Origin of the sequence: Botrimarina mediterranea (assembly GCF_007753265.1) — a bacterium.
GTDB classification, from domain to species: Bacteria; Planctomycetota; Planctomycetia; order Pirellulales; family Lacipirellulaceae; genus Botrimarina; species Botrimarina mediterranea.
Genome location: NZ_CP036349.1, coordinates 1,468,984 through 1,494,428 on the forward strand (window position 1 = coordinate 1,468,984; position 25,445 = coordinate 1,494,428).

At 64.9% G+C, this 25,445-nt stretch carries 18 protein-coding genes; 10 read left to right on the forward strand and 8 right to left on the reverse strand.

The window, feature by feature from the left end:
- Positions 1 to 121 precede the first annotated feature (121 nt).
- The 5 genes from pilM to Spa11_RS22800 all read left to right on the forward strand — a co-directional run bounded on the left by pilM (position 122) and on the right by Spa11_RS22800 (position 10,479).
- Positions 122 to 2,374 (forward strand): type IV pilus assembly protein PilM, encoded by a 2,253-nt coding sequence (pilM, locus tag Spa11_RS05815; RefSeq protein ID WP_145109255.1) that lies wholly within the window; start codon positions 122 to 124, stop codon positions 2,372 to 2,374.
- A 39-nt stretch (positions 2,375 to 2,413) separates the two neighbouring features.
- The gene (locus tag Spa11_RS22795) at positions 2,414 to 3,799 is read left to right on the forward strand and encodes a hypothetical protein (RefSeq protein ID WP_197529773.1); all 1,386 of its coding nucleotides are present in this window, start codon (positions 2,414 to 2,416) and stop codon (positions 3,797 to 3,799) included.
- 71 nt (positions 3,800 to 3,870) lie between these two features.
- Positions 3,871 to 5,922 carry a hypothetical protein gene (locus Spa11_RS05825; protein WP_145109258.1) on the forward strand — a complete coding sequence of 684 codons (2,052 nt, stop codon included), beginning with the start codon at positions 3,871 to 3,873 and terminating at the stop codon, positions 5,920 to 5,922.
- A 456-nt stretch (positions 5,923 to 6,378) separates the two neighbouring features.
- Positions 6,379 to 9,627, forward strand: a complete 3,249-nt coding sequence (locus tag Spa11_RS05830) for a general secretion pathway protein GspD (protein ID WP_145109260.1) — start codon at positions 6,379 to 6,381, stop codon at positions 9,625 to 9,627.
- Positions 9,628 to 9,849: 222 nt separating this feature from the next.
- Positions 9,850 to 10,479 carry a SlyX family protein gene (locus Spa11_RS22800; RefSeq protein WP_197529774.1) on the forward strand — a complete coding sequence of 210 codons (630 nt, stop codon included), beginning with the start codon at positions 9,850 to 9,852 and terminating at the stop codon, positions 10,477 to 10,479.
- 119 nt (positions 10,480 to 10,598) lie between these two features.
- Here Spa11_RS22800 and Spa11_RS05840 read toward each other — a convergent pair whose 3' ends face one another.
- Positions 10,599 to 11,336 carry a class I SAM-dependent methyltransferase gene (locus Spa11_RS05840; RefSeq protein WP_145109263.1) on the reverse strand — a complete coding sequence of 246 codons (738 nt, stop codon included), beginning with the start codon at positions 11,334 to 11,336 and terminating at the stop codon, positions 10,599 to 10,601.
- A 135-nt stretch (positions 11,337 to 11,471) separates the two neighbouring features.
- On the opposite strand from Spa11_RS05840, the gene Spa11_RS05845 reads away from it, so the two are divergent.
- Positions 11,472 to 12,764 (forward strand): amidohydrolase, encoded by a 1,293-nt coding sequence (locus Spa11_RS05845; RefSeq protein ID WP_145109267.1) that lies wholly within the window; start codon positions 11,472 to 11,474, stop codon positions 12,762 to 12,764.
- A 138-nt stretch (positions 12,765 to 12,902) separates the two neighbouring features.
- On the opposite strand, the gene Spa11_RS05850 is transcribed toward Spa11_RS05845, so the two are convergent.
- The 5 genes from Spa11_RS05850 to Spa11_RS05870 all read right to left on the reverse strand — a co-directional run bounded on the left by Spa11_RS05850 (position 12,903) and on the right by Spa11_RS05870 (position 18,953).
- Positions 12,903 to 13,805, reverse strand: a complete 903-nt coding sequence (locus Spa11_RS05850; protein ID WP_145109270.1) for a YihY/virulence factor BrkB family protein — start codon at positions 13,803 to 13,805, stop codon at positions 12,903 to 12,905.
- Positions 13,806 to 13,885: 80 nt separating this feature from the next.
- Positions 13,886 to 14,656, reverse strand: a complete 771-nt coding sequence (locus Spa11_RS05855; protein ID WP_145109273.1) for a GDSL-type esterase/lipase family protein — start codon at positions 14,654 to 14,656, stop codon at positions 13,886 to 13,888.
- A gap of 100 nt (positions 14,657 to 14,756) precedes the next feature.
- Complete coding sequence (locus Spa11_RS05860) at positions 14,757 to 15,983, reverse strand: ABC transporter permease (protein ID WP_145109276.1); 1,227 nt, start codon at positions 15,981 to 15,983, stop codon at positions 14,757 to 14,759.
- A gap of 109 nt (positions 15,984 to 16,092) precedes the next feature.
- Positions 16,093 to 17,007 (reverse strand): ABC transporter permease, encoded by a 915-nt coding sequence (locus Spa11_RS05865; RefSeq protein ID WP_231933162.1) that lies wholly within the window; start codon positions 17,005 to 17,007, stop codon positions 16,093 to 16,095.
- Positions 17,004 to 18,953, reverse strand: a complete 1,950-nt coding sequence (locus Spa11_RS05870) for a peptide ABC transporter substrate-binding protein (RefSeq protein ID WP_145109279.1) — start codon at positions 18,951 to 18,953, stop codon at positions 17,004 to 17,006. The genes Spa11_RS05865 and Spa11_RS05870 overlap by 4 nt, the downstream gene beginning before the upstream one ends.
- A gap of 203 nt (positions 18,954 to 19,156) precedes the next feature.
- Between Spa11_RS05870 and Spa11_RS05875 the strand changes: the two genes are divergently transcribed.
- Entirely contained in the window at positions 19,157 to 19,651 is a 495-nt protein-coding gene (locus tag Spa11_RS05875) for a TrmH family RNA methyltransferase (protein ID WP_197529775.1), read from the forward strand.
- 145 nt (positions 19,652 to 19,796) lie between these two features.
- Here Spa11_RS05875 and mtaB read toward each other — a convergent pair whose 3' ends face one another.
- The gene (gene mtaB, locus Spa11_RS05880; RefSeq protein WP_231933167.1) at positions 19,797 to 21,077 is read right to left on the reverse strand and encodes a tRNA (N(6)-L-threonylcarbamoyladenosine(37)-C(2))-methylthiotransferase MtaB; all 1,281 of its coding nucleotides are present in this window, start codon (positions 21,075 to 21,077) and stop codon (positions 19,797 to 19,799) included.
- A gap of 94 nt (positions 21,078 to 21,171) precedes the next feature.
- Positions 21,172 to 21,534: an ATP-dependent Clp protease adaptor ClpS gene (locus Spa11_RS05885; RefSeq protein ID WP_145109285.1), complete on the reverse strand. Its 363-nt coding sequence runs from the start codon at positions 21,532 to 21,534 to the stop codon at positions 21,172 to 21,174.
- A 117-nt stretch (positions 21,535 to 21,651) separates the two neighbouring features.
- Between Spa11_RS05885 and Spa11_RS05890 the strand changes: the two genes are divergently transcribed.
- The 3 genes from Spa11_RS05890 to Spa11_RS05900 all read left to right on the forward strand — a co-directional run bounded on the left by Spa11_RS05890 (position 21,652) and on the right by Spa11_RS05900 (position 25,370).
- Positions 21,652 to 23,022, forward strand: coding sequence for a dipeptidase (locus Spa11_RS05890; RefSeq protein ID WP_145109288.1), 1,371 nt, complete (start codon positions 21,652 to 21,654; stop codon positions 23,020 to 23,022).
- Between the two features lie 72 nt (positions 23,023 to 23,094).
- Positions 23,095 to 24,387, forward strand: a complete 1,293-nt coding sequence (gene serS / locus Spa11_RS05895; protein ID WP_145109291.1) for a serine--tRNA ligase — start codon at positions 23,095 to 23,097, stop codon at positions 24,385 to 24,387.
- A gap of 443 nt (positions 24,388 to 24,830) precedes the next feature.
- Positions 24,831 to 25,370: a keratin-like protein gene (locus Spa11_RS05900; RefSeq protein ID WP_145109294.1), complete on the forward strand. Its 540-nt coding sequence runs from the start codon at positions 24,831 to 24,833 to the stop codon at positions 25,368 to 25,370.
- The last annotated feature ends 75 nt before the right edge of the window (positions 25,371 to 25,445 follow it).

Consider the following 25,445-nt stretch of genomic DNA (forward strand, 5'->3'; position numbering starts at 1 on the left):
GCTTTCCGGCTAATCCCTTACCACGATTGCTGCGATGCGTTTGGCGCTGCGCGCCGTGCTTCGTCGCTGCTGACCCGTTTTCAAACCGTACAAGACGCCTCGATCCGAGGCCAAACGAGCGATGGCGAAATCCGGAGCCGCCTGGGGCATCGACATCGGCCAAAGCGCGCTGAAGGCGCTGCGTTGCCGTCCGCACGAGTCGGACGAGGGCCGCTTGGTGGTCGAGGCGTTCGACTACGTCGAGTACCCGAAGCTGCTGAGCCAGCCCGACGCCGACCCCGAGGAGATCGTCCGCGAAGCGATCGGCACGTTCCTCGAGCGCAATGAGCTCAAGGGCGACCGCGTCGCGATGAGCGTTCCCGGCCAAGCGGGCCTGGCGCGGTTCATCAAGCTGCCGCCCGTCGAAGCGAAGAAGATCCCCGACATCGTCAAGTACGAGGCCCGGCAACAGATCCCCTTCCAGCTGGAAGACGTTGTCTGGGACTACCAGGCCCTCGCCGGCGGCAACCAGGAAGAGGGCTACGCCCTCGAGACCGAGATCGGCCTGTTCGCGATGAAGCGCGACCAGGTCGCGCGGTCGCTCGAGCCGCTGCTTCGCGCCGGGGTCGAGATCGACTTCATCCAGCTGACGCCGCTGTCGCTCTACAACTACGCCTGCTTCGACCGCCTCGGCGAGGTGGTGAAGGAGTCGTACGACGCGGAGAACCCGCCGCAGTCGATCGCCATCCTGTCGATCGGCGTCGACACCACAGACCTCGTGGTCACCAACGGCTTCCGCGTCTGGCAACGCAGCATTCAGATCGGCGGCAGCCATTTCACTAAGGCGTTGACCAAGGAGCTGAAGCTCACCTTCGGTAAGGCCGAGCATCTGAAGAAGAACGCCGCCAAGGCCGAGGACCCCAAGGCGGTGTTCCAGGCGATGCGGCCTGTGTTTAGCGACTTGGTCGCCGAGATCCAGCGGTCGATCGGCTTCTGCACGAGCAACAACAAGTGGGCCCGCGATCTGGGCGAGGTGGTCGCCGTCGGCAACGCGATGAAGTTGCCGGGCTTGCAGCGGTACCTAGCTCAGAACCTCGATATCCCGGTCAAGATGGCCGAGGAGTTTGAGAACCTCGCCGGCGGCAGCGTCACCGCGCAGCCGGCGTTCCAGCAGAACCACCTGAGCTTCCCGGTCGCCTACGGCCTGTGCGTGCAGGCGCTTGGCAAGGCGCAGATGTCGACCAATCTGCTGCCCGAAGACATCGTCATGCAGCGGATCATCCGAGCGAAGAAGCCGTGGGCGGTCGCGGCGGCGGCGGCACTGATGGCGGGTCTGGCGTTCAACTACAGCAGCTACGTCTCGGCGTATCAGACGGCCGACGTGGACAACGACTGGAAGCAGGCCCTCGGCCAAGCGGCTTCCACGAAGCAATTCACCGGGGGATTGGAATCGACCAACACCGATCTCAAGTCCAAGTTCGACAACATCTCGCAGATGGGTAAGAACCTGGCGAGCAACGTCGATGGCCGGCTCTTGTGGCCCGAGCTGTGGGCGGCGCTCAACGCAGCGATCCCCAAGGACACGCGCCCGGAGGAAGAGCGTCAGGAGACGCCCGAGGACGTGATGTCCCGCGAAGAGGTGCACATCACGTCGATGGATTGCACCCACATGGAAGACCTCTCGACGTGGTTCACCGCGGTCCAGCCGTTGTGGGAAGAGGCCCAGTCGGGGCGTGACATCGCCGACGAAGCCGAGGCTGCCGCCGCAACCGGAGAAGCCGACCCAAACGCGCCGCCGGAGGAAGGCGCCGCGGTCGAGGCGCCGCCCGTCGAAGCGGCGCCGGTTGATGAGTACGCCTTCGACGCGACAGGAGGCGCCGCAGCCGGCGACGGCACAGCGACGGCGGGGCCCTCGGGTCCGGGCTGGGTGATCCAGCTCCGGGGCCACCACTTCCATAACGAGCGTGGCGGGCGCATCGGACAGCAGTTCCTCCGCGAGACGCTGATCGAGAACTTAATGAACGGCAGCATCCAGCTGCCCGATGGACCTCCGGGCCCGGACGGCTCGCCGACCATGATTGACGTGTCGTTCGCCGAGCTGGGGATCAGCCACCCGGTCATCGTGACCAAGCGGCGGATTGTTGATGTGCAGTACGACCCCGAGGCGGTCGAAGGCGACGACGCCAACGCACGGGTGGCCCGTGGGCCGGCGATGGATCGGGGCGGTTTTGCCGCCGATGGCCAGCCCAAGCCGCCCGAGTTGTGGACGCTTCGCCGGCTGGACTTCGTCGTCCAGTTCGCTTGGAAGCCGACGCTGCGTCACTCGCGCGAACTCGCCCGCCAAGGTATTGTCGAAGGCGCCGCCGTCGATGGCGGCGGAGCCGGCACGCTCTGATCCCTTCCAACCTTTCCCACTAACGGCTCCCGCTCTCGCATGGATCAGGTCAAAGTCGTCCTCGCCTGGCTTAAACAACATCACTTCTGGGTGTTGTCGGTCCTTGTCGTCGTGATCACGCTCGGCGTGTGGTACACCGCGTCGTCATCGGTCGCGAGTCAGACGAAGGCCAATATCTCGAAGATCGAAAGCGAGTTCTCGTCCATCCAGCAGATCATTGGCAAGCCGTTCAAGCCGAACGACGGTGTCAATAAAGCGCAGAAAGAAGAAACAGAGAAGCTCGCCGAAGACGTGCTGCGTGAGTGGCAGGGGCTCTACAAGATTCAGAAAGAAGAAGTCTTGATCTGGCCGCCTGAGTTGGGCGATCGCTTCGTCAATGCGGTGAAGGACGCCAAGTTTGGCGACCGGATCAGCCCCCGCAACCGTGAGATCTACGTCAACTACATCAAAGAGACCTTCCCGTCGCTGGTCGAGATCGTCGACGCCGAGTTGCTCGCCGAAGACGCTTCGGGCGGCGGCGGTCGCGCCTTTGGCGGCGGGCGTGGCGAGTTCGGTGGTCGTGGAGGTGAGTTCGCTGGCGGCGCCGACGGAGAGACGTCCAATCATCTCGTCCAGTGGCTCGACCAAGGCGACCTCCGTGCGAGGTTGTCGCCCGAGTCGGTGACCGACCTCCAGGCCTGGGTGCTGCAGGAGGATCTGTGGGTCTACCGCACGCTGCTCCAGGCGATCGCGAACACCAACGAGGCGACCGGCGCCACGCGTCGCGACCGCGCCGCGATCCCGACCATCATCGAGATGAAGGTTGGCCGCGCCGCGAGTCAGAGGGACACGGCCCAACTCGTTCCGCCTGAGACGAGCGTCTCCTCAGGAAGTGAATTCGGCGGCGGCGGTGACTTCGGTCGTGGCGGCGGCGGCGAATTCGGCGGCGGCGGAGAATTTGGTCGCGGCGGCGGTGGTGGCGAGTTCGGCGGCGGGGGGGGCTTTGGCGGACGGGGCTCATTCGAAGAGGGAGGGACCGAGGGCGCCGATCCCAATACCGCCATGCTGGCCGGACGTTACCTCGGCGACGACGGCAAGCCACGGACGGACGTCCCCGCCGACCTCAACTTCGGCGGTGAGTTCAAGCGACTGCCGGTGCGGATGGTCCTGGAGATGGACACCAAGTGGCTCGGCACGCTTATGTGGGAGCTGGCGAACGCCCCCTTGCAGGTGCAGGTCGAGCAGGTCCGCTTCAACCCCGAGGGTGAAGCTGGCCAAGCGGCGCGCGGATTCGCAGGCGGTGGCGAAGTCGCCGCTTTCGATCGGCGTCCGACCAAGGGGACCGTCATCCTGCACGGCATCGTGTACATTTTTAACCAGCCCGATCCGTCGATCCTGCCGTCCGAAGGGGCGGACGCGACCGACGCGATGGCGGCGGTTGAGTAACCCGAATCTTTCGACCTAACCCGTCGCGGGGCCTTGTCAGGCGGCCCCCACCAACCCACACGGAATGCGGCATGGCCGGGAACAACAAAGGCGGCGGCATCAAGCAGCTCGCCATTCAGCACGTCGAAAAAGTGGTCGCTGTCGTCCTCGTCGGCGCCGCGGGCTACTTGGCGTATTCGTCGCTGAGCGTGCAGGGGCTCTCCAAGGCGCCCAACGACTTGATGACGCAAGCCGGCACCGCCAAGACGTCGTGGGAGACGGCGCCGATATCGGAAGTCCCGGAAGGCGAGTTCAGGCCCGCTTACCCGATTGCGTCGCCCAACCTACTCAAGAACCTCCCGGAGAAACCGTACAAAGAGCCAAGCGGCCTCAACCGTTCGGTCGTGCCACCGGTGGTGGACCGGACCGACCCGAAGCTGCTCCCCGCCACGGACTTGGAAGGGGGCGCGGTGACAGCGATCTTTGCGTTCGAGAGCAAAGAAGAGGCCGAGAAGCGAATCCGTGAGGAGCGCGCCAGAGAACAGCGTGAGAAGCTGGAGCAAGAGGCGGCGCGCGAACGCAATGAGGGTGAACTCCTCGGCGGTGGCGGACGCGGCGGTCGAGGCGGCGGTTTCAACGATGCCGGCGAGCCGACCGTGGACGAGAAAGGTCGCAAGATTCGCCCGATCCCCGGCGGAGCCGTGCAGGAGGGCGTCGTTACCGGGGGCTACGAGCGTTTCCAGGCGTCGTCGGTCGCCTATGTGCTCGCCAAAGCGCCGGTCCTCGATCAGGCCAAGATCTACGAAGAGGCCCTCCGCGATTCCAAGGGCTACAACCCGGCACTCGACGTCCCGCAGTACGCCGGCGTCATCGTCGAGCGTGCCGAAGTCACCGGCGATGAGGATGCCGAACTGAAGTGGGAGCAGGTCCAGTTCGGCGACGTGTCGGGCTCGAAGCCGCGCCGACCCTACTTGTCGGAGCGTTATCTGCTAGAGACGACCGCCGACTGGCTTCCCTGGCAGGAGCAGATCGTTGACGGACGCTATGTGCATCCGATCCTGACAATGCCGCTGCCGCCGCTGGTGCAACAGAATTGGAGTCCGGATGTCGTCCACAGCGACGCGCCGCTCCAAGCCGAGACCGACGCCAAGGCGGCGACCGCCAGCGCAACCGATCCCGGCGTCAACGAGCCGCTTCCCGAGATACGGGAAGGCGATTCGGGCTTCGGCCGGGTGGGCGGGACGGCCGGTCCCGGCGGCGAGTTCGGTGGCCGTGGTGGTCGCCAGCCGACGCCGCGCGGCTTTGGCGGGCGTGGTGAGTTCGGAGGTGGGGGCGAGTTCGGCGGGCGTGGCGGTCGCGGCGAGTTTGGCGGAGGAGCTTACGCGGGCCGCGGCGGCGGTCGTGGACCCGGCGCCATGGGCGACTTCACGATCGACCCGGACGTCCCCTTCGCGATGGTGCGAATCTTCGATTTCGGCGTGCAGCCGGGTCGTCAGTACCGCTACCGGGTGAAGCTCGTGCTGAGCGACGTCAACGACATTAGCCCCAGCACCGGCCGGCCCGACATCGCTGGCGCCCTCTCGTCGGAAGTAACCGCGCGGGTCCAAGGGAGTAGGAACCCCTACCTGCAGACCGAGTGGAGCGAGCCGAGCTCGATCATCTCGGTGCCGATGGCGGGTGACGCACTGGTTGAAGGGGCGAAGCTCCCCAGCGGCAAGTCGCTGCCTTCCGAGGGAACCGTCGATCTGCTGGTTCAGTCGTACGCGCTCGACGACGACCGCCGCGCAATCAAGGCGGGCGTCGAGGAGTCTTTCCGGATCGGCTCGGTGCTCAACCTCGTTGAGAACACCGAGGTCGTCAGCGCCGACGGGCAGAACCTTGTGGAGATGAAGTCGTTCAAGTTCCGCACGGGGCTCACCTTGTGCGACTTCCAGGGCGGCGAAGAGCTTCCTGGAAAGAAGACCGCGCCGGTGAAGGCGTTGTTCATGGATGCGGCGGGGCGACTCTTCGTCCACGACCAACTCGACGACCGCACGGCCGTGCAGAACTACAAGAACCTGTTCGATGAGAACGCCGCGAACGCTGGCGGCGGGTTTATGCCCCGCGGCGGCGGAGGGCGTGGCGGCCGCGGCGAATTCCGTTGAGGCTGGGCAGGCTCACGGCTGCGTGAGCCCGGTTAGGGTGAGAACCATGAGGCCCTCTTCGTGGGGGCGCCGTTGCGTAGCGGCTCCTACGGCTCAGGCGTTATGGCGAGGAAGAGCTTGCTCTGCCGCCCGTTGAGTCCGCTTCTTTCTGAGCGTCAGTACGGGGCTCAAGCGTCGTGGACGGGGTTACCGGCGAGATTTTTCTAGAAACTGGCGTTGACCGGTTTTCTCGTAGCGGTTAATCACCCGCCGCTCTTCTACCCAGCCGCTGACCACTGGCCCGCACACGCAGGAGGCGTCGTGAGGACCAGCGGGCGTTCGCGCCCGAGGGAGGCGGCCGCAGGAGCACGCCCAACGACCGCCCCCCGCTGCGCCGATTGCGTCGCGTCGTGGAGGTTCGCCCGACTAATGCGCGCTTCGGAACGGAAGCGATCCAACGCAACAAGGAGAGTTGAGTTGAACGCGACACGGAAGTTTGCCGCCCTGGCGGCCGCCCTGGCGGCCCTGGCTAGCGGCCCGGCACTCGCCCAACAACCTGCAACGAGCGCTACGCAGCCACGAGCGCTGCCGAAGCCGACCGATGCGTCGGCGGTGGGTCAGCGCTACACGCTCACCCCGGCCACGCCCACCGTCGGCGAGGCGACCGACAAGAAGGCCGTCTGTAAGCGGCTGTTGGTCGACGCCCGTGCGGCGATGACCGCCGGCGACACGGACAGGGCGCAGCAGTTGGTGGCGCGAGCCAGCCAGCTCGAAGTGCCCGCTTCGGCGTTCGCCAAGGGCGAGGACACGCCGGCGAAGCTGGCCCTCGAGCTCCGTCAGCCGGCGCGTCACTACGACACCGCCGTGATGACAACCGGCGCGGCCTGGGAACAGACGGGCGCCGATTACGCCCGGCAAGCGATGCACGTCCCCGAGACGGACGGCACCGAACTCCAGCCCGCGGCCGCGATGGTCGGCGGCGACAACGTCCCGCGTCTGGCGCAGTTGCCGCTGACGGGCGAGTCCGTCCAGGCCGAGCCGGCCGCGGCGGCGCGTCTGCTTGCCGAGGGCGAGCAGAAGCTCCGTGAGGGCGACCTCGACAGCGCCTTCGAAAAGTTCCAAGCCGCCAGCGATGGCCGCAGCGGCCTCGACGCCGGCGCCCAGCGTCGCCTCGACGACCACCTGCGGATGTTCGGTGGAGTTGCGTCCGGTGAGCCGGCGCCGCTCAGTGTGCCGGCGGTGGACGCGTCGATGATCGATCAGACGGACCAGGACCAGCAGGTGCTGGCCCGCAAGCTCGCCTCGACCGTGGGACAGGCCCAGGTCGAGTCGCGCGAGATCCGCGAATCCGACCCGCGGCGTTCGTTGGAGATTCTCGAGACCGCGCGACAAGAGGTTGAGGCCTCGGGCATCAACCAAGAGTACCGGGATCAACTGGTACGCCGCGTCGATCGGTCGATCGACGACGCCAACAAGTACATCGAAGCGAACAAGGCGCAGATCGAACTCGACGAGACGAACGCCGCCGTTCTCGATGAAATCGACAGCGAGAATCTCGCTGAGCAGCGCAAGCGCGAGAAGATGCAGCAGCTGATCGAGGAGTACAACGACCTGCAAGGCGAGTACCGCATCGAAGAAGCCGAGGTCGTCGCCAAGCGGCTCAAAGAGCTGGCCCCGGATGACCCGGTTGCGATTCAGGTGTGGGAATTCGCGAAGCTCCAACGTCGCAACGCAATCAATAACGGCCTCCGCGATCAGCGTGATATCGCGAACTGGGAAGCTTGGAAGGGCGTCGATGAGGCCGCTATCCCCAACGTCTTCGACGGGCAAGAAATGAAGTTCGCCAAGGACTGGGATCAGCTAAGGCGGCGCAAGGGACTGGCCGACGGGCGTAACCAGCTTTCGCCTCGTGAGCAGGACATCCGCCGCAAGCTGAAGACGCCGGTGCAGCTTCGCTACACCGACCGTCCGCTGGCGGAGGTGATGGACGCGCTGGCCAAGATGACCGGAGTCGACATCTACCTCGACCCGCGCGGCATGAACCAAGAGGGTGTCTCGAGCGACACGCCCGTCACGATCAACATCAACAGCGAGATCTCGCTGGAGAGCGCGCTAAACCTGATCCTCGATCCCCTGCACATGGGTTTCACGGTGAAGGACGAGGTGCTCAAGGTCACCAGCATCTCGCTCCGCGACGGCGAGCTGCAGCGTGAGGTGTACTACGTCGCGGATTTGGTGATTCCGATCCCCAACTTCCTGCCGAGCAACAACATCGGCCTGCAAGGGCTGATCAACGACGCTCTGGCGGTGACCAGCGCCGGCGCCGGTGGCCTCGGTGGCCCCGGGCCGATCTCGCTGGCGGGACCGACCGGCGCCCCCGGCGGCGCCCAGAACCCGAACGTCCTGGCGCAGAACTTCGCCCCCTCGGGCCAGATCGGCGCGGCGCCGGGTCAGTTGACCACGGGCCCCGGCGGCCTCGGTGGCGCGGCGTCGGCGGACTTCGATTCGCTGATCGAGTTGATCACCTCGACGATCGCCTCGGACACCTGGGCCGAGAACGGCGGCGGCGAGGCGGAGATCCGCCCGTTCCCGACGAACCTCAGCCTCGTCGTAAGCCAGACGCAGTCGGTCCACGAAGAGATCGCCGACCTGCTCGAGCAGTTGCGTCGTCTGCAAGACCTGCAGGTGACGATCGAGGTCCGCTTTATCCGTCTCAGCGACGACTTCTTCGAGCGGATCGGCATCGACTTCGACATGAACATCAACGACAAAATCCTCGGCACCGACGAGCTCACGCAGACGTCGAACCCGGTCGCCGCGGCGTCGTTCGGTGAGAGCGTCCGCAACGGCATCCAACGCACCCGTACGGGGGCCACGGTAGGCGTGCAGGCGCCACTGGTAGGCGACTTAGCGCAGGTGACCGCGGACCTCGACATACCGTTCCGGCAAGGGAGTTTCAACGTCGCGCAGCCACAGTTCGGCGGGTTCAACCCCTCCACGGCGGCGACGTTCGGCTTCGCGATCCTCAGTGACATCGAGGCGTACTTCTTGATCAACGCCGCTCAGGGCGACACGCGCACCAACGTGCTCAACGCCCCGAAGGTGACGTTGTTCAACGGTCAGCAGGCCTTCGTGTCGGACACGTCGCAGTCGCCGTTCGTGATCAGCGTGATCCCGGTGGTCGGCGAGTTCGCCGCCGCCCAGCAGCCGGTGATCGTGGTGCTCAACGAAGGGACACTGATGTCGATCCAAGCGGTCGTCTCCGAAGACCGGCGTTACGTCCGGTTGACGGTCGTGCCGTTCTTTAGCGAGATCGGTGATGTCGACGTCTTCACGTTCGATGGCTCGACGACGACGAACGCGTCGGCGTCTAGCAACACGACGGACGGCGACGACGACGGCACCAACGAGTCGGCCAACCTGTCGGAGAACCGGCAGATCACGACGGCCGGCACCACGGTGCAGCTGCCAACGTTCCAGTTCGTGTCGGTGACGACCACCGTTAGCGTGCCCGACGGCGGCACGGTGCTGTTGGGTGGAATTAAACGGCTGAGCGAAGGGCGCCGTGAGTTCGGCGTGCCGTTGCTGTCGAAGGTTCCCTACATCAACCGCCTGTTCCGCAACGTCGGCATCGGCCGCGAGACGGACAGCCTGATGATGATGGTCACGCCGCGGATCATCATCCAGGAAGAGGAAGAGCAGAAGCTCGGCCTCGCGGGGAATTAGTTAGTGGGCAGGGGGCGGTCGGCAGTGGGCAGTTGTGAGGGCCTGACGCCGCGAGCCTGACGCCAGTGCGAAACGACAATTTGGGGCCGTCGGTGAGCGATCACCGGCGGCCCTTTTTTATTGCTTGCGACGAAAAGCCGCCCCTTTGCGCCTCGGCGGCTTTGCGTGAGGCTACGCTGGTTGACTCACGCAAAGGCGCCGAGGCGCAAAGGAAACCGAAGGATGTCGAAGTTGTTGGCGGCGGCGGGACTGCTGGGGGCGACGGCCGTAGGGCTGGGCGCTTACGCGGCGCATGGGCTCGATGACGCGCTCGCGGGCTTCGGCTATGCGGGCGATGAGCTAACGCACCGCGTCGATAACTTCGTGACGGCTTCGCGCTACCAATTGACGACCGCCGCGGCCGTGCTGGCGATCGCGCTGGCCGGCGCCGGGCGGCCGCTGCTGGCGAAGGCGGCCTGGCTGCTGGTGGCGGGGGTCGTCGTTTTCTCGGGGCTGCTCTACGTGCTGGCGTTCGTTGGCGACGGCATGCGCTGGCTCGGCGCGATCGTCCTGCTCGGCGGCTTAGCGATGATCGTCGGCTGGCTGCTGGCGGGGTTCGCCGCATTCACGCCCAGCAAACCTTCGGGATCAACCGAGTCCCGCGACCTCGCCGCCGAGTTGAATCGCTTGCAAGAAGTCATCAGCCATCAGCAGCAACTGGTGAATGACCTCAACGAAGCCGTCACCGCGGCGCGCGATGAGGTCGATGCAACGGCGCGGCGTCAGCACGGCGTCGAGCTGACGGTCCGTCGCTTGGTGGACCTGCAAACAGCGGCCGAGGACTTGCCCGACGAGAAGCCGCCGCATTATTGAAAGCGGTGGGTTACAACCGACCCTATGAACTGCCGGCGCCGCGATCGACCGAATACTTGTAGGGTGGGTCATGACCCACCGTTTACCGGGATATGTCGAGCGGTGGGTTGTTACCCACCCTACGGAGCTGCGTTAGCCCAAGCTTTCAAATCGACTTCTTCCAGTGGTGAATCGTCGCGCGCGAAGAACAGCACGTGTTGCCAGGGTAGCTCGTCGAACTGGCCGACGAGCTTGTAGCCGTTGGCCTCGAACTCTTTGAGGCACTGCGCCTGTGTCATCTTGTGCAGCGGCTTGATGGGGACGGCGGGGTCTTCGGCGCGGAACTCGACTAGCGCGACGCGTCCCTCGGGCCGGAGGCTCTCACGCATCTTGGCGAGCATCTCTGCGGGGTGAGAGAACTCGTGGTACACGTCCACGAGCAGCACGAGGTCCACCTCTCCCACTGGCAGACGCGGGTCGTTGACCTTCCCCTTGATGGTCTTGATGTTGGGGACGCTCCGCGCCTCGGCCCGCTCCTTGAGCATCTGCAGCATCTCGCGCTGGATATCGACCGCAAGGATTTTCCCTTTCGGGCCGACCTGCTCCGCCAGCGCCAGCGAGTAGAAGCCGTTGCCGCAACCGAGGTCGCAGACGGTTTGGCCGGGCCGGATGTCGAGGGCGGCGAGCAGCTTGGCGGGCTCTTCCTCACGCTCGCGCGACTCACGCACTAGCCACGGCGCGCCGAGGTAGTGCATCGTCTGCGCGATCGGCCTGCCGAGGTACTCGTCGCGGCCACGCTCGGGCCGCTGGGCTTCGGCGTTGCTAAAGAGGATGGAACCACAAAGGAACAAAGGAACGAAGTATCGGCTCGCCTTCATGCCCCTTGTTCCTTCGTTCCTTTGCGGTTCATTCTTCATAGTCACTACTTTACCACACCGCTCAAGTTGGCGAGGGCGGGCGAGCAGGGCATAATCGGGCGAATCTTTGGGACCTCTCCTCGCCTGGACGCCGCCATGATTCGCTTGCTGAGTTTGCTATTGGTCGCTGGCTTTGCCGTTCGTTCCGTAGCGGCGGACGAGGTCGTCGAGTGGGTCGATGCTCAGACGCCCTCGCTGGTGGAGTTCTACAAGGAGTTGCACGCGGCGCCGGAGCTGTCGCTCGAAGAGCACAAGACGGCCGCTAAGATCGCCGACGCCTGGGAAGCGGCCGGGTACACGGTCACGCGCGGCGTTGGCGGGACGGGCGTCGTCGCGGTGCTCGAGAACGGCGACGGGCCGACCGTGATGCTCCGCACCGACCTCGACGGTCTGCCGGTCGTTGAGCAGACGGGGCTCGACTACGCCTCGACGGTCCGCACGACCGACAAGCGAGGCGCCGTGGTGGGCGTCATGCACGCCTGTGGGCACGACGTCCATATGACCAACTTGGTGGGCGTGTCGCGTTGCCTCACCGAAAACAAGAACTTATGGAAGGGAACGCTCGTCTGTATCGCCCAGCCCGCCGAGGAGCTCGGCGCGGGCGCGGAGGCGATGCTCGCCGACGGCCTGTTCGCACGCTTCCCGCGGCCTGATTACGCCATCGCGTTGCACGCCGCGAACGACCTGGAGGCCGGCAAGGTGAGCACGTGCCCGGGCTTCTTCGGCGCCAACGTCGATTCGGTCGACATCACCGTCCGCGGCAAAGGGGGACACGGCGCGGCGCCGCACACGGCGATCGACCCCGTGGTGATCGCGGCGAGGCTGGTGCTCGACTTGCAGACGATCGTGTCGCGCGAGTTGAAGCCGACCGAGCCGGCGGTCATCACGGTCGGCTCGATCCACGGCGGCACAAAGCACAACGTCATCGGCGACGACGTGAAGCTACAGCTCACAGTGCGCACCTACTCCGCCGACATCCGCAAGCAGATCGCCGAGGCGATCGAGCGCAAGGCGAAGGCCGCCGCCGCGAGCGCCGATGCGCCCGACCCGGAGATTGTCTACAGCGAGGGGACGCCGTCACTGTACAACGACCCGGACCTGACGACGCGCGTCGATGGCGTGCTCCGCAAGACGCTCGGCGACGGCTCGGTCAACAAGGCCGAGCCGATGATGGGCGCCGAGGACTTCAGCCGCTACGGCAAGGCGGGCGTGCCGATCTGCATGTTCCGCCTGGGGACGATCAGCAAAGAACGCCTCGACGCCTGGAAGGCGGCCGGCGAGACGCCGCCGTCGATGCACTCGTCCCTCTACTGGCCGAACCCCGAGCCGACGCTGCGCACGGGGGTACAAGCGATGACGGCGATCGTGCTGGACTTGATGCCGCGGTAGTGTCTTAACTTGGAAGTACGCGGCAATTGTTAACCACGGAGGCACAGACGGCGCCGAGGGACGGCGCCGAGGAACTTTTCTCTGTGCGTCCTCTGTTTTCTCAGTGCCTCAGTGGTTAATTTTTTCTAGAACGACCTTCTATTCCATGACTTTGGCGATGCGTACGGCGCGGCTCTTGGGCTGTATGTCGCGGCCGCGGCGGCGGGCGTAGACCTCGGTCGCTTCGGCGCCGAAGAGCAGGATCATCGCTGAGTAATAGACCCAAGCGAACACGGCGGCCAGCGACGCCGCGGCGCCGCCGAGCTGGGCGCCCGGCGGGCTGAGGACGAAGAATTGCTGGATGGCGATGCGGCCGACCAGGAACAGTGCGGTCGTGATCAGCGCGCCGATGAACGTGTCACGCCAAGTGACGTGGGCGTCGGGGAGCACCTTGAAGACCACGGCGAAGACGATGAAGGCCACGAGGGACTGCACCGCGTAGTTGATCCAGGCCGCTGGGAGGGGATCGACGCCGGCCAGCTCGTTCAGTTGGTCGCCGAGGTACGCGATGGCGCCGGAAACCGTCATCGAGACCAGCAGCAAGACGCCCAGCCCCAGCACCAAGGCGAACGAGACGGCCCGCTTCCGCACCAAGTAACGGACTTGCGACCGATCGGGGTCGGGCCTGACCGCCCAAACCACGTTGAGCGCCGTCTGCAAAGCGCCCATCAGACCGGTGACGGCGAGCAGCACGCCGGCGACGCTGAGCGTCACTTTCCACCAGGCGCCCTCCGTTTGGCGGCTGCGCTGGATCATCGCGGCGATGCTATCGACAGCCGCTTCGTCGCCGATGAGCTGGGTCGCCTGCTCTTCGAGGACTTCGCCGGCTTTCTCTTCGGCGACCTGCGAGTCGTAGGCGAGCGACAGTCCGGCCGTCACCACCATCATCAGCAGGTAGAGCAGCGGCGGCAGCGCGAAGACCGTGTAGTACGAAATCGCCGCGGCCAGCGTCGTGCACTGGTCCGCGGCGAATTCGGTGAAGACCTGCCGGAAGTAGCTCATGACAATAGCTGGGCGGTTGAGGCTCCGTGGGCGGAGCGCCATTCTACCCAACAACCGCCGGCCCGACTCCGCGCAACGCTCTACTTCTCGCCGAGCAAGCGGGCGATCGGCTCTTCGATGGCGTCAGCCCACAGCTTGTAGCCGTGCTCGTTCGGGTGGAGCAGGTCGGGCATGACGCTCTTGGGGAGCGTGCCGTCGTCGTCGAGGAAGACGTCGTTGATGTCGAGGAACTCGACGTTGTCACGCTCGCCAAGCCCCGCGATCCGCTCGTTGACGTCGTCGTTGATCTGGCGGAGTTCGTCGTCGGGCTTCTCGCCGCGGGCGAAGACCGCCAGCAGCAGCACCTTACTCTCGGGCGCCAGTTCGAGCAGGCGATCGACGACCATCTCAACGCCCTTGGCGGTGGCGCCGGGGTCGCCCTTGCGATGGCCCGTGTTGTTGGTGCCGATCATCACGACGAACAACTCGGGCTCGAGACCGGCGATCTCGTTGTTGTCTTTCCCGGCCTCGCCCATGCCGAGCCGCCAGAGGACATGCTCGGTGCGGTCACCGCTGAAGCCGATGTTGAAGGCGCCGCGCGGGGCGTACCGCTCTTCCCAGAGCTGCTTGCCGCCATTCTCCCAGCCGTGGGTGATCGAGTCGCCGACGAAGACCAGCCGGACTTCCTTATCGGAATCGAGCAGCCGCTTCTTAGCGTCGAGCTTCTCGTCGTGCCGGTTACGCCACCAACGGTCGCGGAGGCGATGGTCCGGTGTTGTGGCGAGCTTCATGCCCTCGGTAGGCGTATCTTTGGCGAAACCTACCGAAGCCGATCCTAGAACCATCGCAACGCAGAAAGCGATCTTGAGCATGACAATCGTGTTGGTAATCGAAGGAGGAGGATAGGGAATCGACAAGTTGAAGAGCAATGATAACCAGAACCGCGTCGATCCGGTTAATCCTGTCTAAATCCTAACGTCCCTTCATCCGCGGGTCGAAGGCGTCGCGGAGGCCGTCGCCGAGAAAGTTGAGCGCGAACAGCGTGGCGCCAATGGCGACGCTCGGAAAGACGATCAGCCACCAGTAGATCTTTACAGGCGTGATGACCTGGATACCCTCGTTCGCCAAGAGGCCCCAGGAGACATCGGGCGGCTCGACGCCCAGGCCGAGGAACGACAGGAAGGCTTCGAAGAGGATCACACGTGGGATGGTGAGCGTCAGGTACACCAGCACGATGCTGAGCAGGTTCGGCACGAGGTGGCGGAAGACGATCGCTGTCTGCGACACGCCCAGCGAGCGGGCCGCCTCGACGTACTGCTCGTTGCGGAGCGAGACGACTTGGCCGCGGACGACGCGGGCCATCGTCAGCCAATAAATGGCGCCGACGACGAAGTAGAAGATCGTGATCCGGTCGATCCCGTACCCGGCGAGGCGCTCTTTGACCGACTCTTCGCTGAGGATCGAGATGATGAAGATCACCAGGAAGACGAACGGGATGCTGTAGAGCACATCCACGATGCGCATCATCAGGTCATCGACCCAGCCGCCAGCGTAACCCGAGACGGCGCCGTAGGTGACGCCGATCACCAGCGACACCAGCGTCGCCACGAAGCCGACGATCAGCGACACCCGCGCGCCCCAGAAGATGCGGCTCAACAGATCGCGGCCGAGCTTGTCACGGCCGCAAACGCTGTTGAGCTCCCACTCGCCAAAGATCGCGTAACGGGCGCAGACCATCAGACGGGCGAGCGGACCGAGCTTCGGGAAGCCGGCGCTGGCGTAGGGCCGCTGCACCTGCGAATCCACCGCCGCGCGGGCGAGCAGCACTTGGCGGGCCTTCTCCTCCACTTCGTCGTCGGTCGCGTCGGTCGAACGGCGAGTCGCCGAGTACTCGCCGAGGGCTTCTCTGAGCTTGGACTTCGCTTCGGCGATCGGTTCCGCAAGCGTTTCAATCTGCGCCGCATCGAACTTAAACGCCTCCACCAGCGGTGGCCACACCACCGGCCCCGTGAGCATTAGCGGCGTCTCATCCCGGTCGGGCGGCGCCAGCGGCAAGAGCGGCGTAAAGAACGCGAGCAGCACCACCGCCACGAGCGTCCCCAGCGACGCCATCGCCGCCCAGCTCTTCTTCAGCCGACGCCAAGCGTCCTGGGTGAGGGAGACGCCGGTTTCCGTTGGTTGGGTGGGCGTGGGGGTCATGGGGCCTCCTCAGCGAAGTGGGAAGTTGGAAGTGCGAAGTGGGAATAGGCCCACGCTGAACGCGCCAGCGCTTCCTTCCCACTTCCGACTTCCCACTTCCTACTTCCGATCATTTCCACTCCACCCGCGGATCGAGCACGCCGTACAGCAAGTCGACGATCAGGTTCATCACGTACAGCAGCGTCGTATAGAGCAGCACGAGGCCCATCGCGATCGGATAGTCCTTGTCGATCGCCGCCTGGACGAAGTGCCAGCCGAGGCCGGGGATGGCGAAGATCTGCTCGATCACCGGCGAGCCCGTCAGAATGCCTGCCACCGCGGGGCCGAGGAATGACACCACCGGCAGCAGCGCCGTCGGCAGCGCGTGCTTGGCGACGACCACAAATGGCGAGAGCCCTTTCGCCCGCGCGGTGCGGATGTGGTCTTGGCCGAGCACGTCGAGCATGCCGGTCCGCGCGATGCGGGCGACGTACGCGGCGTACGGCGCGCCGAGGCACAGGGCCGGCAGCACCAATTGGTCGAGCGACCCCCATCCCGCCGCCGGGAGCCACTGCAAGATGAACACGAACAGGATGATCGCAAAACCGGCGACGACGAAGTTCGGTAGCGCGATGCCGACAGTCGCGATCGACATCAACGCGAAGTCGGCGAAAGTCCCGCGGAAGACGGCCGAGACCACGCCCGCGACCAACCCGATGCTGAACGCAAACGCCAACGCCAACAGCCCCAGCGCCGCCGACACCGGCAGGGCCTCACTCACCAGGCGGTTGGTTGTGTAGTCCTTCTTCATCGAGACGCCGAGGTCGCCCGACAGGGTCTCGCCGAGGTTGTAGACGTACTGCTCGGTAAGCGGCAGGTCGAGGCGGTACTTCTTCTTGATGTTCGCTTCGATCTCTGGCTCGAGCGCTCGCTCGGAGTCGTAGGGCCCGCCGGGCACCGATCGCATCAGAAAGAACGAGACCGTGAACACCACCCAGAGGGTGATAAGCATCCAGCCGAAGCGGCGCAGCAGGAACGTGGTCACGGCGTCGCGGCCTCCGTGCGGCGGGGCTTCATCGTGATCTCACGCACGGGCTTGGAAGCCATGAAGTCGTTCGGCCCCGAGGCGTCGCGGCGGATCGACAGCGTCCACAGCGGGTGGCGGTCTTCGAGGTTGTTGTACCAACCGTAGACGTACGGCTTGAGCATGCTCCGCGACACGTAGTAGTAGATCGGCATGACGGGGCCCTCCCGCATCAGGATGCGTTCGGCGTCGGCGAGCATCTCGAGACGCTTGTCGGCGTCGGGCTCGGCCTTGGCGTCCTGGATCAGTTTGTCGAACTCGGCGTTGCTCCAGCCGGTCGAGTTGTTCTCCCCGCCGGTGACCCACAGGTCGAGCATCGAGTTGGGGTCGAGGTAGTCGCCGATCCACGCCCGCCGGACGACGTCATACTTCTGCTGCCGTTGGCTCGAGAGATAGCTCCCCCACTCTTCGTTGCGAGTGGCGACATCGATCCCCAGGTTGCGGCGCCACTGCTTGCGGATCAGCTCGGCGATCGTCTGGTGCTGCTGCTCGTAGTTGTAGAGGATCTCGATCTTGGGGAACCCGGTTCCGTCGGGGTAGCCGGCTTCGGCGAGCAATTCCTTCGCTCTTGTGATGTTCATCGGCTCGCACTCGGGCGCCTTGTATTCCGGCAGCCCCGGGGGCGTCATCGATAGCGCCGGCAATTCGCCCGCACAAGCGGTGGTGACGATCTCTTCGCGGTCGATCGCCAGCATCAACGCCTGGCGGACCCGGACATCGTCGAACGGCTTGCGCGACGTGTTGAACGTGTAGAAGTAGGTGCCGAACTGCGCGTCGGGGTTGAAATCGGGACGCGGTGGATCGGCCTCGAACAGCTCACGGGCGATCAGCGGCGTCACCTTGGTGATCCAATCGACCTTGCCGGTCTCGTAGAGATTGAACGATGTCGTGAGCGCCTGCACCGCTAGGGCGTCGATTGTTTCCAAGGCGACGTTGTCGCGGTTCCAGTAGTGCTCGTTCTTCCGCAGTCGGATGCGGTCGCGGATGCGGTGGAACTCGAGCTTGAACGGGCCGTTGGTGACGATGTTCTCGACCTCGGTCCATTGGCCCGGGCCGTGCGTCTCGACACACTTCTGGTTGACCGGCGCCAGCGGGTAGAAGCCCAGCAGGTTGAGCCAGTAGGGTGTCGGCGACTCCAGCACCGTCTCGACCGTGTAGTCGTCGATCGCGCGGAAGCCAACCTCGCTGAAGTCGAGCAGCACCTGCCGGCACGGCTCGGCGCCCTCCGGCGCGGTGGTGGGGACGTTGTCGCCTACGCGGAACAACCGCTCCTCGCCATCGATCGAAACGACGAACGTGCGGTGATCGACAAACTTCATCGGATCGTCGAGCATCTCTTGATCGACGCCCTCATCCGTCTCGATACGCACCAGCTCGCCGCGGAGCACCGCGCCACGGGCGAACGGCAGGGCGCCGTCCGGTCGCTCGACCAGTTCTACTTCGACCTTGTCGCCGGGCTCGACGCCGCGGGCCGCGCGGCTGTAGCGGCGGCCGTTCTTCAGGTACCAAGCTTGGTAGGCGTATTCCGCGAACGTCTGCGGGTCGAGGAACCGCCGCATGCTGTAGACCATGTCATGAGCGTTCAGCGGCGATCCGTCGCTCCACTTCGCGTCGTGGCGGAGGTGGAACGTGTAGGTGCGGCCGTCCTCGGAGATGTCCCAGCTCTCGGCGACGCCGGGGATCGGCTCGCGGTCCTTCGGGCCGAGACGCACGAGCCCTTCGTAGAGCTCGTCGATGATCCGTCCCTCGGGCTGCCCCGTGACGACGGCCGGGTCGAGCGACTCGACCTCGGTGTCGTTGTTGAACGTGAAGTCCGCCGGCGGGAGCTGGCCCTCTTTCACCACAGCGATAATGCCGCCGACGAGCAGCACGAAGATCGCGATGGCAAGGGCGAGGCGTGGGGGCATGGACTTAAGCTTAGGAAGCTAACGGCGGAGACGCCAGACACTGGGGAGTGACGAAACTCGAATGACGAATGACGAAGCACGAATGACGAACCTGTCGGAGGGCGCTAGCAGCCACCGGCAGGTTCGTCATTCGTCATTCGGATTTCGTCATTCTCACGACTCCCCTTGGCGCTCCTGGCGTCTTGGCGGTTCTCTGTACGTCTATGGAGCACACCCGCCACCGCCCGCCGCGCGAACTGACCCAGCCCCGTGAGCTGGTGGTCGTGTGCGCGCCGTTGCGCAGCAATGTCAATCTGTCGCGCATCGCCCGCGCGGCTGGGTGCTGTGGCGTGACGCGGATCATCGCCACGGGCCGGCCGATGAAGCTCGACCCCGAGGTCGCCCGCGACGCGGCCGACACGATCACGCTCGAGAACCGCCGCTCGCTCGAGCCGGTGCTCAAGGAGCTACGCAAAGAGGGTTATCGCCTCGTGGGCCTCGAACAGACGACCAACTCGCACGACATCCACCACTACAACTTCCCAAGGCGGACAGCCTTGGTGATCGGCAACGAGCGCACCGGCCTCACCGACGAAGAGCTGGCCCTGCTCGACGAGGCGATCGAGATCCCCGTCTGGGGCCTGCCGCACAGCTACAACGCCGCCACGGCGACGTGCATGGCGCTGTACGAGTACTGCCGGCAGTGGCCTGAGGGGTGACAGAGTTGAACCACGAAGGAACGAAGGAACAAAGGAATGAGACGAAATAAGAGAGCCCGCGAATGACGCGAATAAGCACGAATGAAGAGTAGATCATTCGCCTTTATTCGCGTCATTCGCGGGCGCTTACCTCTTTCATTGTTCCTTAGTTCCTTCGCGGTTCCATTCCTTCAATCTGACCGCTAGCAACGGGTCCGGCGATCACGTCAACGAACTGGGCGAGGGGATTGCCCGTTGCCGATAGTTCGACCGGCGCGTAGCGGCAGGACGAGCCGACGTAGCGGTCTTCGCCGACTCGGCCCTCGACCAGGACTCGCAGTGGCATGCCGGTTAGTGAGCGGTAGTAGTCGTCTCGCAGCTCCGCTTCCAATTCGGCTAGTCGCTGCATCCGTTCTTGTTTGACGTGCTTCTCGATTTGATGGGGCATGTCCCATGCCGGGGTGCCACGGCGGCGGCTGAAGGGGAAGGCGTGGATCTTTGAAAAACCCGCTTCGCGGCAGGCGGCGAGGGTTTCTTCGAACTCCGCGTCGGTCTCGCCGGGGAAGCCGACGATCACGTCGGTTGTGATGGCGGGGCGGTCGAGGCGCTCGCGCAGCAAATGGCAGCGGTCGAGAAACCGCCGGCTGCCCCAACGCCGCCGCATCCGCCGCAAGACGCCGTCGGAGCCTGATTGCATCGAGAGGTGCAAATGCGGGCAGACCTTCTGCGGGTTCTCCGCCATCACGTCGATGAGTTCGTGCGTAACTTCGGTGGCTTCGATACTAGAGAGACGCAGCCTGAAGTCGCCGGGGATTTCTGCTAACCGCCGAAGGAGGTCCGACAGTCGGACCCACGCCGACTTGTCGCGAAGGTTCTCACGATTGAAATCGACGCCGTAGTGGCCGAGATGGATCCCTGTCAGCACGATCTCACGCCGGCCGTGGGCGACAAGGTTCTCGACTTCGTTGACGATTTCCTCGAGCGGCCGGCTGGCGAGGTTCGGCCTCACCGAAGGGATGATGCAGAAGCTGCACCGCAGCAGGCAGCCGTCTTGCACCTTTACATAAGCGCGCTTGCGGGTGCCGATGCCGGTGACGCCGGTCGGGATGTCGGTGACGCCGAAGCGGCCCAAGAGGTCGGGGAGCTCACGCTTGTCGGTGAGCACCTCGGTGACGCCCGGCAGCGCCTTCACTTCCTCGGGCGCCCGCGTCGCGTAGCAGCCCATGACGACAAGCTTCGCCGACGGGTTCTCCCGCGCCAGTCGCCGAATCACCTGCCGGCTCTTCGAGTCCCCCTCGGCGGTGACGGTGCACGTGTTGACGACGCACAAGTCCGCCGCCTCGCCCTCCGCCGTGTCTTGCCAGCCGATCGACGCGAGCCCTTCGCGGAGGTACTCGGTCTCGTACTGGTTGACTTTGCAACCGAGGGTGTGGGTCTTGAGCTTCAAAATTGCGGACTGGGGATTGCGGGATGCAGATTACTAGCAGGACGGGCTCGACGCGAAGGAATTCGCGATACGAAATCCCCAATCCGCAATCAACCTACTCAGTTTCTTCGATCGACGCTGACATCGACCCCTGGCTCGATGCGATCGACTCGTCCTTGCCGTAGGCGTGGATTTGGTCGCGTTTTAGTTCGGCATGCTCTTTGGTGGTGGTGAGGACGACGACCTTGCCCTCGCTGTCGACGGTCTGGGCGAGCTTGAAGCCAGTGGTCTCGGAATGGCCGAACAGCTCTTTGAGCATTCGGATGACGTATTCGTACGAATGGTCTTCGTCGTTCCAGAGGATGACGTGGTAGCGGGGGATCTTGTACTTCTTCTTTTCCTTCTGCGGCGGCCGCTCGGGGCGCACAACGGTCGCAGTCCCGTCGCCGGGGTCGTCTTCGAAGGAGGGCTCATCCATGGGCGGGTCGGTGGTTAGACGGGGGGTTGAGAAGTATATTCGCCGGCATGGCGGCTGGCCAACGAGGGTCCAGCCGCCGCGACGACACCGCCCCATCGAGACGCCCCCACGCTCGCCATGAGCCAAACCGACACTTCTGCCGTCCCCTCCGAGTCGGCCCAACACGAAGCGGCCCTGTTCGAGCTGCTGCGGATCCCCAGCGTCAGCGCCGATTCGCGGCACAAGCCCGATGTCGCCCGGGCCGCCGACTGGGTCGAAGCCCGGCTGCGTGGCATGGGGCTGGCCGTCGAGAGGCTTGCGACCCCCGGGGCGCCGATCTTATTCGCTCAGTCGCCGCCTGTGCCAGGCAAGCCCGTAGCGCTCATCTACGGGCACTACGACGTGCAGCCGCCCGACCCGCTCGACGAGTGGCAGTCGCCGCCGTTCGAACCGACGGTGCGTGACGGCAACGTCTACGCTCGTGGCGCCACCGACGACAAGGGGCAGATGCTGACGCACGTGTTGGGCGTCGAATCATTGCTTAAGGCCGAAGACAAGCTCCCGATCCAAGTGAAGTTCCTCATCGAGGGGGAGGAGGAAGTTGGCAGCGAGCACCTCGAAGCCGCTGTTGGCGCCAATCGCGACAAACTCGCTTGCGACGTCGTGGTGGTGAGCGACAGCTCGCAGTTCGCCCCCGGCGTTCCGGCGATCACCTACGGCCTACGCGGCATCGCTTACTACGAGCTCTTCGTCGAAGGCCCCAAGCAAGACCTGCACTCGGGCTCGTTCGGTGGCGGTGTGACCAATCCCGTCAATACGCTGGCGAAGCTGCTGGCGGCGCTCGTGGATAGCGACGGCCGCATTCAGGTCCCCGGTTTCTACGACAATGTCGAGCCGCTCACCGACCGCGAGCGCGCCGAGTTCGCGCGGCTGCCCTTCGACGAAGAGCGGTTCAAGAAGCAGCTCAATGTGGATGGCGTCACGGGCGAGAAGGGCTTCACCACGCTCGAACGTCGCTGGGCCCGCCCGACGTGCGACGTCAACGGCATCTGGGGCGGTTACCAGGGCGAGGGCGCGAAGACCGTGCTCCCGGCGCGTGCTGGCGCCAAGGTGAGTTTCCGACTCGTACCGAACCAAGACCCCGAGAAGATCACCGCGGGACTGCGGAAATTGCTCGAACCGCTCGTCCCCCCCGGCGCCAAACTAACCATCAAGCCGCACCACGGCGCCCCGGGCGTCAAGTTCTCACTCGAAAGCCCCTACATGGCCGCTGCCACCGCCGCGATCGAAGCCGGCTTCGGCGCCAAGCCCGTCTTCATGCGCGAAGGCGGCTCGATCCCGATTGTCGGCACGTTTGCTCGGGAGCTAGATGCGGATGTGCTACTACTCGGCTGGGGACTGGACGACGACAACACTCATAGCCCCAACGAGAAATTCAACCTCGGTGACTTCCACCGAGGAATCAAGGCGTCAGCCGCGCTTTGGACACACTTAGCTAATTGTGGATAGCGGATTGCCAGCCGAACACGCGTCGCATTAAATCCAATCCGCATTCCGCAATCCGAATTCCGCAATCTCATCATGCTCGACAAACGCTTCGTTCTCGAAAACGCCGAACTCGTCCAACAGAACTGCGTCGATCGCGGCGTGAAGGCCGATGTTTCGCGGTTTGTGGAGCTCGAGACGCAGCGCCGCACGCTGTTGCAGGAGGCCGAGGACCTTAATCGGCAGGCGAACGAGGTCAGCAAGTCGATCGGCAAAGCCAAGGACGACGCCGAGCGCGAGGCCCGCAAGGAAGAGGGCCGCCAGCTCCGCGAAGCGAAGGACGCCAAGCAGTCCGAGGTCGATCGCGTCGGCCTCGAGGCGGACCGCATCCTCCGCGGGCTGCCGAACATGACCCACCCCGAATCGCCGCGCGGCGACGAGGCCGCCAGCCACGAACTGCGCAAGGGGGAGTCGAAGCCGCCCAAGTTCAACTTCAAGCCGCTCGATCATCTGGCGCTCGCCGAGCAGCATGACCTGATCGACTTCGAGGGGGGCAGCCGCGTCTCTGGCAACGGCTTCTACTACCTGCGGAACGAAGCGGTGCTGCTGGAGTTTGCGCTGCAGCGTTACGCGCTCGACCGGCTGATGCGCGAAGGCTTCACACCGACGATGACGCCGGACCTGGCGCGCAACGAGATCGTGCAGGGCATCGGCTTCATCCCGCGTGGCCCGGAGACGCAGATCTATTCGATCGAGAACTCCGACCTGAACCTCGTCGCCACGGCGGAGATCACCCTCGGCGGGCTTCATGCCGGCCAGGTGCTCGACGAATCGCAGCTGCCGATCAAACTCGCCGGCGTGAGCCACTGCTTCCGCACCGAGGCGGGCGCGGCCGGTCGGGCGGGGCGTGGCCTGTACCGCGTCCATCAGTTCACGAAGGTCGAGATGTTCGCCTTCACGACGCCCGATCAGAGCGAGGATATGCACAACCTGTTCCTCGAACTGGAGTGCGAAATCTTCGATGGGCTGGGCGTTCCGTTCCGGGTGCTCGACATCGCGTCGGGCGACCTCGGCGGGCCGGCCTACCGCAAGTTCGACCTCGAAGCCTGGATGCCCGGCCGCGGCCAGGGGGGCGAGTACGGCGAGGTCACCAGCACCAGCAACTGCACCGACTACCAATCGCGGCGGCTCGACATCCGCTACAAGAAGCCCGGCGAGAAGGGGACACACTTCGTCCACACGCTCAACGGCACCGCCGTGGCCTGCGGCCGGGCGATGATCGCGATCCTCGAGAACTGCCAACAAGCGGACGGTTCGATCCTCGTGCCCGAGGTGCTGCGGGTGTACGTCGGCAAAGACCGCATCGGCGCACCGGACGACGCCGAGTAACGCGGTGCTGTACCGACCAAAGTAGGGTCCGCTGTGCGGACCGTAGTTACGAGTCAGCAGTACGCAGTACGCGACCGCCTCTACCAAGATTATGGAGAGCCCACGACGCGCGTCGTGGGCTCTCCATGTAATTAGTGGTGAGCGACCACTTAACGGTGGACCTGTCCCACGGTCCGCCCAGCGGACCCTACGCACGTCCGCAGCATCGACACAGCCGTTATAAGCGGCTGTTCTATCTGGGAAAGTGGGGCGAATTGGCTCGGCTGGTCAAAGGGCGCCGATTGCGTTGTCGATATCGGAGGGCAGACAGACCAAGCGAACGTCGTCCGCTGGGTCGCCGCGAGAGTTCGGGTGCATGGCTGAGGCCGGCCCCCTCTCGACGGAGAAAGCAGGCGACGGAAGCGCGTGATTCCCCCCCTCCCCGTTTCGTGAAGGAGTCCCTCATGAACCTGCGTTTTGCTGCGGCCGCCCTGTGTACGGTCGCCCTGATGTCGTCGGGCGCCTCGAGCGCCAACGCCTTTGGCTTCGGCCTCCTCGGTGGTCACGGCTGTGGCTGTGCGACCGACTGCTGCGAGCCGACCTGCGGCTGTGAGCCGTCGTGCTGCGTCGCCGAGCCGGTGTGCTGCGATCCTTGCTGCAAGCCGCGTTGCGGCCTGTTCAGTGGCCTGAAGGGTATGTTCCACCGTCACCACTGCTGTGCTGACGCGTGCTGCGAGCCGAGCTGCTGTGCCGCTGAGCCCTCTTGCTGTGCCCCCGAGCCCAGCTGCTGCGTTGCTGAGCCGTCGTGCTGTGCCGCTGAGCCCAGCTGTGGCTGCGAGCCCGCTTGCTGCGATCCTTGCTGCGGTGGTCACCGCTGCAAGCTGTTCGGTGGCCTGAAGGGTCTCTTCAAGCGTCACTGCTGTGCCCCTTCGTGCTGCGAGCCGACCTGCGGCTGCGAGCCGTCGTGCTGTGCCGTTGAGCCCAGCTGCGGTTGCGCTGGCTGAGCTGTGACTCCCTCACGGTAGCCGGCACTCCAACCGGGCGCCGCCGAGGTAGCTGAGAAACGAAACGATTCACCG

What these genes read in the sequence shown, in the direction of transcription:
- pilM (WP_145109255.1), top strand. Translation starts at nt 122, where the DNA reads ATGGCGAAATCCGGAGCCGCCTGGGGCATCGACATCGGCCAAAGCGCG.
- Spa11_RS22795 (WP_197529773.1), top strand. Translation starts at nt 2,414, where the DNA reads ATGGATCAGGTCAAAGTCGTCCTCGCCTGGCTTAAACAACATCACTTC.
- Spa11_RS05825 (WP_145109258.1), top strand. Translation starts at nt 3,871, where the DNA reads ATGGCCGGGAACAACAAAGGCGGCGGCATCAAGCAGCTCGCCATTCAG.
- Spa11_RS22800 (WP_197529774.1), top strand. Translation starts at nt 9,850, where the DNA reads ATGTCGAAGTTGTTGGCGGCGGCGGGACTGCTGGGGGCGACGGCCGTA.
- Spa11_RS05840 (WP_145109263.1), bottom strand. Translation starts at nt 11,336, where the DNA reads ATGAAGGCGAGCCGATACTTCGTTCCTTTGTTCCTTTGTGGTTCCATC.
- Spa11_RS05845 (WP_145109267.1), top strand. Translation starts at nt 11,472, where the DNA reads ATGATTCGCTTGCTGAGTTTGCTATTGGTCGCTGGCTTTGCCGTTCGT.
- Spa11_RS05850 (WP_145109270.1), bottom strand. Translation starts at nt 13,805, where the DNA reads ATGAGCTACTTCCGGCAGGTCTTCACCGAATTCGCCGCGGACCAGTGC.
- Spa11_RS05855 (WP_145109273.1), bottom strand. Translation starts at nt 14,656, where the DNA reads ATGCTCAAGATCGCTTTCTGCGTTGCGATGGTTCTAGGATCGGCTTCG.
- Spa11_RS05860 (WP_145109276.1), bottom strand. Translation starts at nt 15,983, where the DNA reads ATGACCCCCACGCCCACCCAACCAACGGAAACCGGCGTCTCCCTCACC.
- Spa11_RS05870 (WP_145109279.1), bottom strand. Translation starts at nt 18,953, where the DNA reads ATGCCCCCACGCCTCGCCCTTGCCATCGCGATCTTCGTGCTGCTCGTC.
- Spa11_RS05875 (WP_197529775.1), top strand. Translation starts at nt 19,157, where the DNA reads ATGGAGCACACCCGCCACCGCCCGCCGCGCGAACTGACCCAGCCCCGT.
- Spa11_RS05885 (WP_145109285.1), bottom strand. Translation starts at nt 21,534, where the DNA reads ATGGATGAGCCCTCCTTCGAAGACGACCCCGGCGACGGGACTGCGACC.
- Spa11_RS05890 (WP_145109288.1), top strand. Translation starts at nt 21,652, where the DNA reads ATGAGCCAAACCGACACTTCTGCCGTCCCCTCCGAGTCGGCCCAACAC.
- serS (WP_145109291.1), top strand. Translation starts at nt 23,095, where the DNA reads ATGCTCGACAAACGCTTCGTTCTCGAAAACGCCGAACTCGTCCAACAG.
- Spa11_RS05900 (WP_145109294.1), top strand. Translation starts at nt 24,831, where the DNA reads ATGAACCTGCGTTTTGCTGCGGCCGCCCTGTGTACGGTCGCCCTGATG.